The sequence below is a fragment of the Pseudomonas sp. LG1D9 genome, from assembly GCF_002949995.1.
In the GTDB taxonomy this organism is placed as follows: domain Bacteria; phylum Pseudomonadota; class Gammaproteobacteria; order Pseudomonadales; family Pseudomonadaceae; genus Aquipseudomonas; species Aquipseudomonas proteolytica.
Genome location: NZ_CP026881.1, coordinates 718,747 through 733,466, shown reverse-complemented (window position 1 = coordinate 733,466; position 14,720 = coordinate 718,747). Strand labels below are relative to the sequence as shown.

Below are 14,720 nucleotides of genomic sequence, written 5' to 3'. Positions count from 1 at the left end.
ATGGCAGTACCTACAAGGCTTCAATGAAAAATTCTTTTGGTTTTACCTGGTACCTGGCGGGGCTGAGCATGCTCGGCTACCTGGCCATGGATATGTACTTGCCCGCGTTCGGCGCCATGGGCGAGCACCTGCAGATTTCACCCGGTGCAGTGGGCGCCAGTCTGAGCATTTTCCTCGCCGGTTTTGCCTTGGGGCAACTGCTCTGGGGGCCACTGTCTGATCGCCTGGGGCGCAAGCCAATCCTGCTGGCCGGCCTGAGCCTGTTTGTGCTCGGCTGCCTGGGGATGTTCTGGGTCGAGACCGCGCCGCAACTGCTGGCCTTGCGCTTTGTGCAGTCGATTGGGGTGTGCAGCGCTGCCGTCAGTTGGCAGGCGCTGGTGATTGACCGTTACCCGGCCGACAAGGCGCATCGGGTCTTCGCCAGCATCATGCCGCTGATGTCCCTGTCTCCGGCGCTGGCGCCGCTGTTGGGCGCGGTGGTGTTGAATCACTGGGGCTGGCAGGCGATCTTCGCCGTGTTGCTGGGTGTCTCGCTGTTATTGCTGGTACCCACGCTGTTACTCAAACCTATGCCCAAGCGCCTGGCCGCCGATGGCGAAAAAGCCCGGCTGGGCTACGGGCAACTGTTCAAGTCGCGGGTGTTCACCGGCAATGTGATGATCTTTGCCGCGTGCTCCGCCAGTTTCTTCGCCTGGCTGACCGCATCGCCATTTATTCTCGGTGGCATGGGCTACAGCCCCAATGACATCGGCCTGAGTTATGTCCTGCCGACCCTGGCGTTTCTGGTGGGTGGCTACAGTTGCCGCAGTGCCTTGCAACGATTCCAGGGCAAAGTCCTGTTGCCCTGGTTGCTGGTGGCGTACTGCATCAGCATGGTGGTTCTGTATCTGGTGGCGACCCTGACGGTGCCGACACTGACCACCTTGCTGATTCCGTTCTGCCTGATGGCCCTGGTCAACGGCGCCAGCTACCCAATTGTAGTGGCGAATGCGCTGATGCCTTTTTCGGAAAACTCCGGCAAGGCTGCCGCGCTGCAAAACACTCTGCAATTGGGTTTGTGCTTCGTCGCCAGCCTGCTGGTGTCGTCGCTGATCGAAGAGCCCTTGCAGATCACCGTGATCGTGATGCTGGCGACCGCGCCGCTGGCGGTATTGGGTTACTGGCTGGCGCGGCCCAAGTCGGATGAGTCGCAGTTGGCGGCCGCTTAAAACGTCACTTCCATGTTCACGGTTGGTGTCGAGGTGCGGCTGCCTCGGCCGCCATCTACACCGAACTTGTTATGCCAGTATTCGTAGCCCACCCCCAGGTACAGGTTGGGCTTGACGCTTTTACCCGGTCGTACCGCAACCATCAGCGCGGTGCGCACCAGGGTCTCGGCGGCGGTGTCGCGACTGTTGTAGTCGTGGCCCTTGTCACCGACATGGTTGATGAACCCCTGGAACTTCGCGCCATGGTTGCCGATTTCGAACGGGCGCATCCACGTCAGGTTGAGCATGTAGGTGTCGTCGAAGGTGTGGTTCGGATCCTTCGCGCCAGGGATACCGGAATGGTTGTTTTCCTTGTAGTACATCAGGCTCAGGTCCAGCACCCCGACGGTATTGAATTTCAGGGTCGGCCCGAGCACCAGGGCGCGTTTTTTGGCCGACGCCAGGTTGTTGTTGCGGTTGGCATCGAAGCCCAGGGTCAGCGCGTAATCCTTGATCAGCCCGGTGCCCAGTGGCCTGTCGAATACCCGTGATGCATACAGTTGGTGCCGATAGACCGCATACACTTCGCTGCCACCGTGGTCGGTGCCTTTGCGCGGGTCGCGGCTGTCGGACAGGAATACGTCGAGATGGAGAAAGTTGCTGCCGTACTGATAGCCACTGGCGTGGGTGAAGCTGTAGATGCGTTTGCTGAATTCGTTGGGGTTGTTCGGATTGGTGAACTGTTGCCCGTAGCGAAATCCTACGCTGTTGTTCATCCATTCCACCGCGACAGCCTCCCCGCCGCCGAGGAGTGTGAGTAAAACGGTTGCGCCGTGCAGTGCCTTTTTCATTGTTTTAGTTCCTTTGGCGTTTGGCTCATGGCAGCCGTGCCGGGCCGCCGGGCGCAGTATCGGCACAATCGCCGTGATGCTCAAAGAACAGAATATCGACTGGCCTGCTGCCGAATCGGCAGCGCGCAAGTTGGCCCGAAGGTCAGGAAATACGGGGGGTACAGGCGGATTCTTCGCGTTCGCGCAAAGCGATTTCCTCGCTGATCAGGTGGGCCATCGACTCGACCGCCGTAGGCAAATCCCGGCCCTTGCGCGCATACAGGCCCAGGTCGCTGAACATCCCGCCTTGATCGCTCAAGGGGATATGCAGCAGTTCACCCCTGGCCAAGTCGGCCTCGATCCCGATCCGTGTCTGGAATGCCACCCCTAGCTGCTGGCGCGCCAACTGCCGTGCCAGTTCCATGGAATTGCTTTGCAGCAACGGTTTGTACGCGGCCGGCGAACGCTTGTGCAGTGGGGCGATCAAGTGATGGATCGACAGTTCACTGTTGGCCTGGATCACCCCGTGTTCAGCGCACAGGGTGTAGCTGACGCTGGCATGGGCGGCCAGTGGATGTCCCGGTGCCACCAACGCACCAAGGCGGAAATGGCCGACACACAGTTGCGTGGTTTCCGCACTGCGCGGCAGGGCGAAGGCCAACCCCAGGTCTGCCTGGCCGTTGATCACCGCTGCCGGAATCGATTGTGAACCCTGCACGGTCACACCGATGGTCACCGCCGGATAGCGCTGGCGCATGCGCCTGAGCACGGCGGGCAGCAACTCTACCGTCGCGCCTTCCACGGTGGCGATTTCCACATGCCCGGTCTGTACCTGGTTCAGGCCTTCCAGTTCGCCGCGTACCCGCTCCACATCCTGTAGCACCAGGGTCACATGGCGAGTCAGGATTTCCCCGGCAGCGGTCAGGCGCAGCCCGCCGGGCAGGCGCTCGAACAAGGTCGCGCCCACTTCGTCTTCGAGTTTGAGAATCTGCCGGTTCACCGCCGACGAGGCGACGTTCAATCGGCGCGCGGCTTCACGGATCGAATGGCAGCGGCGGACCATATCGAAGTAGCCAATGGCCGCAGAGTGGATGCGCAGCGTGCGGTTGAGCATTTTTTTCTGATCCTTGTGGGCACGGCTTCAAGCCTTGGGGCAGGGCGGCTGAATGGATTTTTGTAACGTCGATGCCAGGCATCTTGTGGAAATGATTGTATACAACTCTATGGACATCCAATCTTTCTATTGCATACAGTGAGCGCACAACAAAAACAGAGATCCCCTCACCATGACTATCCCGAAGGCGTCACCGCAACGGCCAGAAGATGAGAATCTTGGCGTCGCTGCCAACATGGCTTACGGCCTGCAGCATGTACTGACCATGTACGGCGGTATCGTGGCCGTGCCGTTGATCGTCGGTCAGGCGGCCGGGTTGTCCCCGGCCGATATTGGCCTGTTGATCGCCGCGTCACTGTTTGCCGGTGGCCTGGCCACGTTGCTGCAAACCCTGGGCCTACCGTTTTTTGGCTGCCAGTTGCCCTTGGTGCAAGGGGTGTCGTTTGCCGGTGTGGCAACCATGGTGGCGATTGTCGGCAGCGACGGTGCGGGCGGTGTGCCGGCGATCCTTGGCGCGGTGATGGCCGCGTCGCTGATCGGGTTGCTGATCACCCCGATCTTTTCGCGAATTACCAAGTTCTTCCCGCCCCTGGTCACGGGGATCGTGATTACCACCATCGGCCTTACGCTGATGCCGGTCGCCGCCCGTTGGGCCATGGGCGGTAACAGCCGCGCCGCCGATTTTGGCAGCATGCCGAACATTGGCCTGGCGGCCATCACTCTGGTGCTGGTGCTGTTGTTGAGCAAGGTGGGCAGCGCCACTATCTCGCGCCTGTCGATCCTGCTGGCGATGGTTTTTGGTACGTTGATCGCGGTATTTCTGGGCATGGCAGACTTCTCCACCGTGACCCAAGGCCCGATGATCGGCTTCCCCACGCCGTTCCACTTCGGCATGCCGACTTTCCATGTGGCCGCGATCCTTTCCATGTGCATCGTGGTCATGGTGACATTGGTGGAAACCTCGGCGGATATCCTCGCGGTGGGCGAGATCATCGACACCAAGGTTGACTCCAAGCGCCTGGGCAACGGCCTGCGTGCAGACATGTTGTCGAGCATGTTCGCGCCGATCTTCGGCTCGTTCACCCAAAGCGCCTTCGCCCAGAACGTCGGCCTGGTGGCGGTGACCGGGGTCAAGAGCCGCTACGTGGTGGCCACGGGCGGCCTGTTCTTGGTGATCCTTGGCCTGCTGCCCTTTATGGGCCGGGTGATTGCAGCAGTACCAACCTCGGTACTGGGCGGCGCCGGCATCGTGTTGTTCGGCACCGTAGCGGCCAGCGGGATCCGCACACTGTCCAAGGTCGATTACCGCAACAACATGAACCTGATCATTGTCGCCACCTCCATCGGTTTCGGCATGATCCCCATTGCCGCACCGAGCTTCTACGATCAGTTCCCCAGCTGGTTCGCCACCATCTTCCACTCGGGGATCAGTTCCTCGGCGATCATGGCGATCCTGCTGAACCTGGCGTTCAACCACTTCACCGCCGGTAACTCAGACCAGCAGTCGGTGTTCGTCGCCGGCACCGAGCGCAGCCTGTGCTTCCAGGATGTGGCGGCACTGCGGGATGGGGATTACTTCAGCAAAGGCAAATTGTTTGATGCCGAGGGCAAGGAGATACCGGTGGTAGCGGACTCGCAGCACAAAGCGACGGCGCCGGGCAGGGCTGAAACCAGCGAGGTTTAGCCCGAACACCACGCACTAAATGTGGGAGCGGGCTTGCTCGCGAAAGCGGTGGATCAGTCGGTACATCCGGCGACTGAAAAACCGCTTTCGCGAGCAAGTCGAATCGTCGCACCGCCGCTCCCACATTTGATGTGTGTGGTTTCAAAATCGGGGGCGACAGGCTTCATCCAAAAACTTCACCACGGTGCCCATGCAGGCCTGGCGTTCTTCGACATGGGGCATATGGTTGGAGTCTTCGAACAGCGCCCGGCGCGCACCCTTGATCTCCAGCGGTGTGGCCTGGTCGTGCCGCCCGCAAATCATCAGGGTCGGTACTTGGATCTGCGTTAACCGGCCAATGCTGATCGGCCCGTGCAAGGCGTTGTACACCGTAGGATCGGCCGCCATCTGGGCGAAGGTGCGTGCCACTTCTGCGGGCCACGGGTTGATTCGGCACAGGGGCTGATCATCGAAGCCGGCAGCCAGGTTGGCGGCGATAAACGCGCGCAGGCCCTTGGGTTGGCGAGTCGCGTGTTCACTGCCGAGCCTGGCGCCCCAGGCATGCCCGAGGATCGCGTAATGCCCGCTGATGTGCAGGTGGTCGAGCAGGTTGTCCAGTTCGTCGAGAAACAGTTCAACCGTCCAGAACTCGCCGGGCTGGTGGGGCAGGTGGGTGGAGTGGCCATTGCCCAGTTGATCGTAGTGAATCACCGCATGGCCACTGGCAGCCACGTCCTTGAAGGCGTCCAGATAGTCATGGGTACCGCCGGGGCCACCGTGGAGGATGACCAATGGCGTCTTGCCGCTGTCGAGGTTCCCGGTCACGCGATACCAGGTCTGATAGCCGCGAAAGGCTGCGTAGCCCTGGCGGGTCTGTTCGATGAATTCCATTTCCGGCCCTGCCATCAACAATTGGTCAGGTACACGATAGTTTGAACAAAGCGTTTAAGTAACTGGCAAAACGGCTAGGTTTTTCAGCGGAACCTGCACTAGCGCCCTTTGTAGGAGCCGGCTTGCCGGCTCCTACAGGGGGTTATTGCTTTTGCGGATCAAACTGCTTGTCACGGATGAACAGCGCCGGGATCACCCCGCAGATAAAGTACGCCGCGCCCATCACCAAAAAGCCCACGCCAATCGAGCCATGGGACGCCAGGAAGCCAATGGCCGCCGGCGCTACTGCCGCGCCAATGCGGCCGATGTTGTAGGCACCGCCCACCGCCGAGCCGCGGAATTTTGCTTCGAAGCTCTCGGTCATGTAGGTCGCATTCACGCCGTAGGGAATGCCATACAAAAAGCCGAAGGTAATCAGCAGCCAGAGGATGTTGTCCGGGCTCTGATACAGCACGATCACCGGCAGGAACACCGCCGTGCCCAAGGCGCCGAAGGCAAACACCACGCGCCGACCCAGGCGGTCAGCCGCGAGGCCGGCGAGGATCTTGCCGAAAATCATCGCCGCGTAGGTACCGACCATGTAGCTGGTCATCGACTTGAAGTTCATCCCCAGTTCGCCTTCCAGGTAGGACGGCATCCAGTTGTTGACCCCGTAGTAGCCGAACTGCAGGAAGCCTGCGGTCAGTGCCCAGAGCAGGAACATGCGGCTGGCCTTGGGGTCGCTGAAGATCAGCTTGAACATGCCATCGGGCTTTTTCGCCGAGACGTGCTGGATGCCTTCGGCTTTTTCCCGCGCGCGGGCGGCCTGGGCGTTGAGCCAGGCCTGGGGTTCCGGGACCAGGCGCTGCATCAGCACGGCGAGGATCACCGGGATGATCGCCATGTAGAACAGCCAGCGCCAGCCGTGGTCCGGCAGGATCCAGCCGGCCAACAAGGTGGCGACGATATAGCCCACCGACCAGCCGGCCTGCAGGGTGCCGAGCACGGTGGTGCGGTAGCGGGTCGGTACGTATTCGGCCATCAGGGTGTTGCAGGCGACATACAGCGCGCCCAGCCCGAGGGAGGCGAAGAAGCGGGTGGCTGCAAACTGCCAGTAGCTGTGGGTCAGACCGAGAATCGCAGTGCCTACCGAGAACAGCATGATGCTCCACACCACGGTCTTGACCCGACCAAAGCGGTCGCAGGCCCAGCCTCCATAAATCCCGCCGACCGCCATCCCGGCCAGGGTGAAACTGCCCAGGCTGCCGGCCTCGACACTGGTCAGGCCGAACTCGGCCTTCAGGCTGCTGAGGCTGTAGGACAGGAGCATCAAGTCTGCGCCATCGATCAGAAGGCCGAGGAAGCAGAAGATGAAGACAATGATCCACAGGTTGTTTTTTGCGGGCGACAACGCACCCGCCGATGTGGCGACTTCCATAGCGATACCTTGTTGTAGTTGTAGGGCACAGGTTATGGGTGTTGCAGGTTGGAACGCTGTTGCACGAACAAAGAAGATCTACTGTGGGAGCGGGCTTGCCCGCGATAGCGGCGTGTCAGTCAACTTTAATATCGAATGATGCACCGTCATCGCGGGCAAGCCCGCTCCCACACAAGCACGGTTCCCACATAGGGTTGTGTGGGGTTTAGCGCTGGGCCTCGCGGATCATGTTGCGAGCGATCACCAACTGCTGGATCTGCGTGGTGCCTTCATACAACCGGAACAGGCGCACATCACGGTAGAACCGCTCGATCGCGTATTCGCTCACATAGCCCGCGCCGCCGTGGATCTGCACACACCGGTCAGCCACCCGGCCGCACATTTCCGTGGCAAACATCTTCGCGCAGGAGGCTTCGGTGCCGATATTCAGGCCGTCATCACGCTTGCGCGCGGCATCGAGCACCATGCAGCGCGCCGCATAGATTTCCGCCTTGCTGTCGGCGAGCATGGCCTGGATCAACTGGAATTCGGCAATCGGCTGGCCGAATTGCTTGCGGTCGATGGCGTAGCGCAGGGCATCGTCGAGCATGCGTTCGGCGGCGCCGACGCTGACGGCGGCTATGTGCAGGCGGCCCTTGTCGAGTACTTTCATCGCCGTCTTGAAACCCACGCCTTCGACACCGCCGATCAGTTGCTCGGCGGGCACCCGCACATTGTCGAATATCACGTCGCTGGTATGGGCGCCTTGCTGGCCCATCTTATGGTCGCGCTTGCCCAGGGACACGCCCGGTGTATTGCGCTCGATGATAAAGGCGCTGATGCCACCGGAGCCCTTGATGTGCGGGTTGGTACGGGCCATCACTGTGAAAATCCCGGCGTGGGGCGCATTGGTGATAAAGCGCTTGGTGCCATTGATCACGTAATGCTCGCCATCGCGCACGGCGGTGGTTTTCAGCGAGGCGGCATCGGAGCCGGAATCCGGTTCGGTCAGGCAGAACGAACTGAGCAACTCGCCGCTGGCAAGCTTGGGCAAGTAGTGTTGTTTCTGCGCCTCGGTACCGTCCAGCAGGATACCGATGGAGCCGATGCCGTTATTGGTGCCGAAGTAGGAGCGGAATGCTGGCGAGGTGCGGCCCAACTCGAAGGCGATATGCACTTCTTCTTCCATGGTCACGCCCAGGCCACCGTAGGCTTCGGGCAGGGTCAGGCCGAACAGGCCCATGTCCTGGAATTGCTGGATGATGTCCGCCGGGATTTCATCCGTCTCGGCGACTTCGTTTTCCCGTGGGATCAGCGCTTCGTTGACGAACTGGCGAATGGAGTCCAGCAGGATATGAAGCGTTTGCGAATCTCGGATCATGTACATTCCTCGGCGCCCGTTCGGCGGGCCGTTTGTATTGGATCTGCCGGGCCGCGCACCGATCTGTCTAGCGGGCGGCGGCCTCGATGTTATTGACCATGTGCTTGAGACGCGGCCCGATGTCGTCTTCGAGTTTTTCCCGGGAAAGGTGAAAACTCGGCCCGCCACAGTTGAACGTCAACAGCCCATGTTGTGTGTGCAGCATGGGCACGGCGATGGCGTTGACATCGCGGTGCCACTCACCGATCGACATGCAATAGCCGAAGTCGGTGTAATCCCTGAATGCGCGTTCCAGCCCTTTGCGAATCGTTGGCCAATCCTCCAGATGGCGCTGGCGGATATGTTCGAGCATGAACTCCCGCTCACTCTCCGGCATCGCCGCCAGGCAGGCGCGGCCCGCCGAACTCAAGTGCAGCGGCAGGCGCGTGCCGATCTGGCGGCGCATGGTCATGTTCGCTTCGCCCTGGACCACGTCCAGGTACACCATGTCCAGGCGATCCCGGGAGGCCATCGCGACGGCAGCCTGGGCGTACTTGGCCATGGTCTCCATCAGCGGGTGGGCGGCGGCCCGCACCGACAGGTTGGATAGCATCGCGTAACCAAATGCCATCACCCCCACATTCAACTGGTACCGGCCCGACTGCGGCAGGTGCTTGAGGTAGCCCAGGCGGGTCAGGGTGTGGGTCATGCGCGTCACCGTCGGTTTCGGCAGGCCGGTCTTGCGCGCCAGTTCCTGGTTGCCCAATACGCTTTCGCTGGGGGTAAAACAGCGCAGCAGTTCCAGGCCTCGGGCCAGCGCGGTGATGAACTGCCGGTCCTTGTCTTCCTCCTCTTCGTTGCTCATCGGATCCAGCCTCACGTGTTCAAAACCATGGGGGCCTGCAGGTGTCTGGGATGGACTTGGGTCCGGGTTGCGACGGTGCATGGTAATCATCCTTTTTTTGTAAAATCAACAAAACAAAACATGATTTCGCTGTGCGGAATTGTTGGTTGTGTTGGTTTTTTATCGCTGTTCTTTAATTAATCTTCTTAAAACAATGACTTATGTCTTTATCTGATGGGTGATCGTGCTTTTGCATTTACATCTGCCATATCGGCACATACTATTTTGTGTAATTACGAAATACTATTTCGCACAGCAAAACAATAGCTGGCTGCGCAAGAAAATTCGGCAGTCGGCGACACAGACCTTCAGGAATAACAACAATGGGTGCATTAACAGGTTTGCGCGTACTGGATTTGAGCCGGGTCTTGGCCGGCCCATGGTGTGGTCAGGTGCTGGCGGACCTGGGCGCGGAAGTGATCAAGATCGAGCGCCCGCACAGTGGCGATGACACACGCGGCTGGGGACCGCCGTGGATGCAGACCGCCGCTGGCGAGTCATCCGGGCAGGCTTCGTATTACCAGTCCACCAACCGCGGCAAGTTGTCGGTGGCCATCGATCTGGCCAGCGTCGAAGGCCAGGAACTGGTGCGGGCGCTGGCGGCCAGTTCCGATGTGCTGATCGAGAACTACAAGGCCGGCTCCTTGGCCCGATATGGCCTGGACTACGCGACCCTGGCCGCGCTCAACCCGCGCCTGGTGTACTGCTCCATCACGGGCTTCGGCCAGACCGGCCCGCGTGCCGAAGAGCCGGGCTACGACTTCATCATCCAGGGCATTGGCGGCCTGATGAGCATCACCGGCGAGCGCGATGACTTGCCGGGGGGCGGCCCGCAGAAAGTCGGTGTGGCCTTTTCCGACCTGATGACCGGGCTGTATTCCACCGTGGCGATCCAGGCCGCGCTGTTCAGCCGTGAACGCACGGGCGTCGGCCAGCATATCGATATGGCCCTGCTGGACGTGCAAGTCGCGACCCTGGCCAACCAGAGCATGAACTACCTGGCCTCCGGCAAAGTGCCTCAGCGCTTTGGCAACGCCCACGCCAATATCGTGCCGTACCAGGTGTTCCGTGCGGCAGACCGCGACTTCATCATCGCCTGCGGCAACGACAGCCAATTTATCGCCTTGTGCCAGAGCATCGGCTTGCCACATCTGCCGGATGATCCGCGCTTTCGGCGCAATGCCGATCGTGTTGCCCATCGGGGCGAAATCGTCGAGTTGCTGTCGGCGCATTTCCTCGGCCGCACGGCAGACGAGTGGGTCAGCTGCATCCACGCCTCGAAAGTGCCGGTGGGCGCGATCAACAACATCGCGCAATCGCTGGAAGAACCGCAGGTAATCGCCCGCGAACTGATGGTGAAGATTCCCCACCCGCAAAACCCGGATTTCGCCATGGTCGGCAGCCCGATCAAGATGTCCGGCACCCCGGTGGAGTACGTACGGCCAGCGCCGATGTTGGGCCAGCATACGGATGAGGTGTTGGCTGGGCGGTTGGGGTTGTCCAGTGAGCAGTTGGGGCAGTTGAAGCGTAGTGGGGTGATTGAGCAGTTGCCGTAACGAGGGGCCTCTGGGTCAGCGCTGCAATATTTTGCCCAACGCACCCATGTCCATGGCCTCATTCATGCTCAACGGGCCGGAAAAGGTGAAGGGTTCCTTGTAGAGCGATTCATAGTGCATCTCTACAAATACGTCATTCCTTTGCAGGAAAAAGCTCATTTGCAGCAGGCACAAGGGGCCGAACTGTGTGCTTTTAGTCGGCTCCAGAATCGCGATGTCATTACCAGGCCTGACCGCTGCGCCTTCGGTGGGCCAACCTTTGGCGAAGCACTCGGGATTCAATCGCGCCTTCTCCAGCACGGCGGGCCAGCGACTGTCCCCCAGCCCGTTGAACTGCTCGTCTCCGACGCGAACAGTGAACGAGGTGATGATGCCCGGCCCGATCCCTTCGTTGGACAAATACAGCCCGCTTTTTTCCGCCGTCAAATGCGGTGTAATCCCCAGGTAGGGCCTTACGGAGAGGCGGTTGTGCTCGCGCATCAAGTCCAGTTGCCAGAAGGAAATCGACGCGGCGGCAATGGAAATCACCACCGCTGCCAGTGACAGGAGCGTACCGGAGGAAAACCTGGGCTTTTTCGGTGTCGGTGTGGCGGCGGCGCGGCGGGGCTTGAAAAAGGGGTGGTGATGCATTTTTTTCACGGAGCGACTTCCTGTCGGTTTGGTTTGCCACTTTTCTTGGGTTCATGCTGTAGAGCGTTGCGGCTTGCTGTAGACAGCCGGGCGATGATAGCGCACCCAAACAGCGCCTTGTACACACGTAAAAGCGCATTAAATGGTTGACTTATCCTTTTCAATCAGTAAGATACGCCGCATTCCGCGATAGCTCAGTTGGTAGAGCAAATGACTGTTAATCATTGGGTCCCTGGTTCGAGTCCAGGTCGTGGAGCCAGACAAGGTTCCAGAGAAGGCTTTCAAAATCTCTGAAACCCCCGAAAAACCCGCCTTATGGCGGGTTTTTTCGTTTTGGCGTTCTGTCGGATTCCGGTAAGTACCAGCCATTTTAAGGGTAGAGTTTGGGATAAATATCAGTTCGATAAAAGGGAGTACCCTTATGTCGCGCACCACTGCTCCACTCTCCGACGCCGCTTGCCGTTCGGCCAAGCCCACAGACCGCGCCTACAAGCTTTTCGACGGCGACGGCCTTTACCTTCTAGTCCAACCCAATGGCCGCAAAGGCTGGCGTCTCAGATACGTCAAACCTGATGGCCGGGAAGGACTGACCTCATTTGGCAACTACCCCATCGTTGGCCTCGCGAATGCGCGCCGCAAGCGCTTGGAGGTCAAGCGAATGCTGGCGGATGGCATTGACCCTATAGGAGCCAAGAACCAAGCCAAGACGGACGCTCTGATCAAAGGCCGCACCTTTGAAAGCGTTGCCCTCGGCTGGCACACGGAAATGTCAGCCAAGTGGGCACCGGACTATTCCAAGACAGTGATGAGTCGCCTCAAAACTCACCTCTTCCCGCTGATCGGCACCCGCGCCATTGTCGACCTTGATACCCACGACCTTATGCGGCCCCTGGACGCGATTAAGAAGCGCGGAACGATAGACATTGCTTTAAGGGTACAAAACTACCTGCTGAGCATCATGCGCGAGGCAAAGCGCCTCCGGCTTATCACCGTAAACCCTGCTTACGACCTCGTAGGCTCGATCAAAGCCTCGCGGGTCATCCACCGCCCCGCCTTATCCTTATCGCGCTTACCTGAGTTGCAGGAACGGATCGACACCTATAAAGGCCGCGCACTTACCCGACTGACGGTCTTGCTGTCACTGCACGTGTTTGTCCGCTCCAGCGAGCTGCGCTTCGCCCGCTGGAGCGAGTTCGACCTCAAACGTGGCGTTTGGGAAATACCCGACACGCGACCAGCGTTGGAAGGCGTACCCTTTTCCACAAGAGGTACGAAGATGGCCGGGGACATCCATCTTGTACCCTTATCGCCGCAAGCGATCGCCCTGCTCGAGCAGATCCACGCAATCACAGGCAAATTTGACTTGGTGTTCGCAGGCGATACCAAGTCTTGGAAACCAATGTCCGAAAACACGGTGAACAGCGCGCTTCGGAAGATGGGGTACGACACCAAATCCGAGATCTGTGGGCATGGGTTTCGTTCGATGGCCTGCAGCGCACTGATCGAGTCAGGTTTGTGGACGGACACAGCCATCGAGCGGCAGATGAGCCACAAGGAACGCAACAACGTCCGCGCCGCTTACATCCACAAGGCCGAGTTCATCGAGGAGCGCAGGCTGATCATGAACTGGTGGAGTCGCTACCTTGAGACTAATCAGCAGAAGCATGTTAGCCCACGCGAATTCGCCAATCAGACGGGTGCGAATGTCACTCGCCTAAAAGCAAAACGTGGCGCAACTGAGTAAGCGCTCGGTCCTCATATCTCAGTGATCCGCTTGTCCACGCGGGTCCATCCAAACAGGGCTGCAAAGCCGCCCTGTTTGGATGGACCTCACTTAAAAAATCTAAAGCCCACGCAATCGTCTGTGGAAAACCACTGATTTCCATTAGTGGATAATTTCATCCACAGCCGCAGAACTCCCGAAAATTCGAGCCTTGACCCGAATTCTCCACAGGCGTAGAAAAGGTCGGGCAAAGCGCTGTCGTTGACAGCAACCCAGGTAGCCAGAACCTTTAAGGCTACGCCACGCCGTGGCGGTTCTCCCAAAGTGCGATTAGCGTCCGGCGGCTCGCACGGTCACTCACCGAGTGATGGATGCCCACTTCAGATCATTGCCATTGCGGCAAATACATCCCCCTACCCAACTGCCCTGCAGCAACCTATCCGCTTGGCCATTTTATTGCGCCAACCTGCGCCCGTCTCTTTCTCCCGGAAAGAGACGGGCGCTCCTACCACTGCTGCAGCCCACCTCGTACAAGGCTTTGCGGCATTCCCCCTCGTGACAATCGGCGTGACAAACACCGAAGTCACCGGCAACAGCGATGCAAATGATGGTGCCGCAGCCCACGGAATGGACTGCACCTGACTGACAGTCAGGCATGCCCCGGTCATTGCCTCGCTGCCTTCACCCGACTCAGGATCTCGCGGCGTTGGTCTCGTCAGCCAGCGCAGCCTCCACCCGCCCACATCTTCGGAAGTGTTCAGGAGGCCAGATCATGAGATGCCCAAGCTCCCGGTCGTAAAGAGCCGCCAGTCCCGCGTTAGTGGACACCCCTCACAGGTCGCAGGGGCCTTGATCCCTGATAACACTCAACATCCTTGGCGGGATGACGTGGGGAAAGTTTCAAAGGTTTGGCTTCGAGAGGAGTTCGATCATGGCACCAGCGGGCAGGCGAGATAGACGCAATTTTGGCTATGGCCGGCAACTGAGTTATGCCGGGCCCCAGGCGTTGCGCGATCTATTTGGCGGCGGGCATTACGGCACGGTGCAGGCGCACAGTGATCGCTGGTAGGCGTTTGTTCGGTGGTGTCGCTCGGAGAATGGACCAGGGTTTAACGATGCGCGACAAGTTGATCGGCAGACCTTGCTGGACTACGCCGGACATCTGCGTCAGCAAGTTGAATAAGTGCGATATCGGCATCGCCACCGCGCAAAACCGGTTGTCCAGTGTGAATCGAACCATGACGGCGCTCCGCGACGATCAGTATGTGAGCGTCTCGACGATGCCTGACAGCAAGCGGTGCTGACAATCAACAGTCCAGTAATCGTCATCCCCATGAAGCGATTTTCTATTGTTCTGGACCAAACTATCAATACCTTCGATTGCGTTGATAGTGGAAATTATCACGAACACATTGTATACCTACCAACTGGATGGTAGCTTTTTAGCAAGTTTTTAGATAACTGTA

At 59.4% G+C, this 14,720-nt stretch carries 11 protein-coding genes, 1 tRNA gene and 1 pseudogene; 6 read left to right on the top strand and 7 right to left on the bottom strand.

The features are described 5' to 3' along the window. The first annotated feature begins 23 nt into the window (after window positions 1–23). The gene (gene punC, locus C5F71_RS03630) at window positions 24–1,208 is read left to right on the top strand and encodes a purine nucleoside transporter PunC (RefSeq protein WP_104910657.1); all 1,185 of its coding nucleotides are present in this window, start codon (window positions 24–26) and stop codon (window positions 1,206–1,208) included. On the opposite strand, the gene C5F71_RS03625 is transcribed toward punC, so the two are convergent. After that, window positions 1,205–2,038 (bottom strand): nucleoside-binding protein, encoded by an 834-nt coding sequence (locus C5F71_RS03625; protein WP_104910656.1) that lies wholly within the window; start codon window positions 2,036–2,038, stop codon window positions 1,205–1,207. The two genes, punC and C5F71_RS03625, sit on opposite strands and share 4 nt — an antisense overlap. A 142-nt stretch (window positions 2,039–2,180) precedes the next feature. Further along, complete coding sequence (locus C5F71_RS03620; RefSeq protein WP_070994572.1) at window positions 2,181–3,131, bottom strand: LysR family transcriptional regulator; 951 nt, start codon at window positions 3,129–3,131, stop codon at window positions 2,181–2,183. A gap of 172 nt (window positions 3,132–3,303) precedes the next feature. Here C5F71_RS03620 and C5F71_RS03615 point away from each other — a divergent pair, with 172 nt between their 5' ends. After that, complete coding sequence (locus tag C5F71_RS03615; protein WP_029293981.1) at window positions 3,304–4,815, top strand: nucleobase:cation symporter-2 family protein; 1,512 nt, start codon at window positions 3,304–3,306, stop codon at window positions 4,813–4,815. 141 nt (window positions 4,816–4,956) lie between these two features. Here C5F71_RS03615 and C5F71_RS03610 read toward each other — a convergent pair whose 3' ends face one another. From C5F71_RS03610 to C5F71_RS03590, 4 genes are all read right to left on the bottom strand, one after another. Further along, window positions 4,957–5,685, bottom strand: a complete 729-nt coding sequence (locus C5F71_RS03610; RefSeq protein WP_029293983.1) for an alpha/beta fold hydrolase — start codon at window positions 5,683–5,685, stop codon at window positions 4,957–4,959. Window positions 5,686–5,827: 142 nt separating this feature from the next. Further along, on the bottom strand, window positions 5,828–7,102 hold the full coding sequence (locus tag C5F71_RS03605) for an MFS transporter (RefSeq protein WP_104910655.1): 1,275 nt from the start codon (window positions 7,100–7,102) through the stop codon (window positions 5,828–5,830). A 205-nt stretch (window positions 7,103–7,307) separates the two neighbouring features. After that, window positions 7,308–8,462, bottom strand: a complete 1,155-nt coding sequence (locus C5F71_RS03595; RefSeq protein WP_104910654.1) for an acyl-CoA dehydrogenase family protein — start codon at window positions 8,460–8,462, stop codon at window positions 7,308–7,310. Between the two features lie 67 nt (window positions 8,463–8,529). After that, window positions 8,530–9,387: an IclR family transcriptional regulator gene (locus C5F71_RS03590; protein WP_092231542.1), complete on the bottom strand. Its 858-nt coding sequence runs from the start codon at window positions 9,385–9,387 to the stop codon at window positions 8,530–8,532. A 281-nt stretch (window positions 9,388–9,668) separates the two neighbouring features. On the opposite strand from C5F71_RS03590, the gene C5F71_RS03585 reads away from it, so the two are divergent. Further along, window positions 9,669–10,901 (top strand): CaiB/BaiF CoA-transferase family protein, encoded by a 1,233-nt coding sequence (locus tag C5F71_RS03585; RefSeq protein ID WP_104910653.1) that lies wholly within the window; start codon window positions 9,669–9,671, stop codon window positions 10,899–10,901. A gap of 15 nt (window positions 10,902–10,916) precedes the next feature. Here the strand turns inward: C5F71_RS03585 and C5F71_RS03580 are convergent, their stop codons facing one another. Next, window positions 10,917–11,540: a hypothetical protein gene (locus C5F71_RS03580; RefSeq protein ID WP_050492817.1), complete on the bottom strand. Its 624-nt coding sequence runs from the start codon at window positions 11,538–11,540 to the stop codon at window positions 10,917–10,919. Window positions 11,541–11,714: 174 nt separating this feature from the next. Here C5F71_RS03580 and C5F71_RS03575 point away from each other — a divergent pair. The 3 genes and pseudogenes from C5F71_RS03575 to C5F71_RS29185 form a co-directional block, all read left to right on the top strand. Beyond that, window positions 11,715–11,790, top strand: a tRNA-Asn gene (locus tag C5F71_RS03575). A gap of 162 nt (window positions 11,791–11,952) precedes the next feature. Then, on the top strand, window positions 11,953–13,275 hold the full coding sequence (locus C5F71_RS03570; protein ID WP_104910652.1) for an integrase arm-type DNA-binding domain-containing protein: 1,323 nt from the start codon (window positions 11,953–11,955) through the stop codon (window positions 13,273–13,275). 910 nt (window positions 13,276–14,185) lie between these two features. Next, a pseudogene (locus C5F71_RS29185) lies at window positions 14,186–14,528 on the top strand (integrase); the annotation flags it as partial. Between the last annotated feature and the right edge of the window lie 192 nt (window positions 14,529–14,720).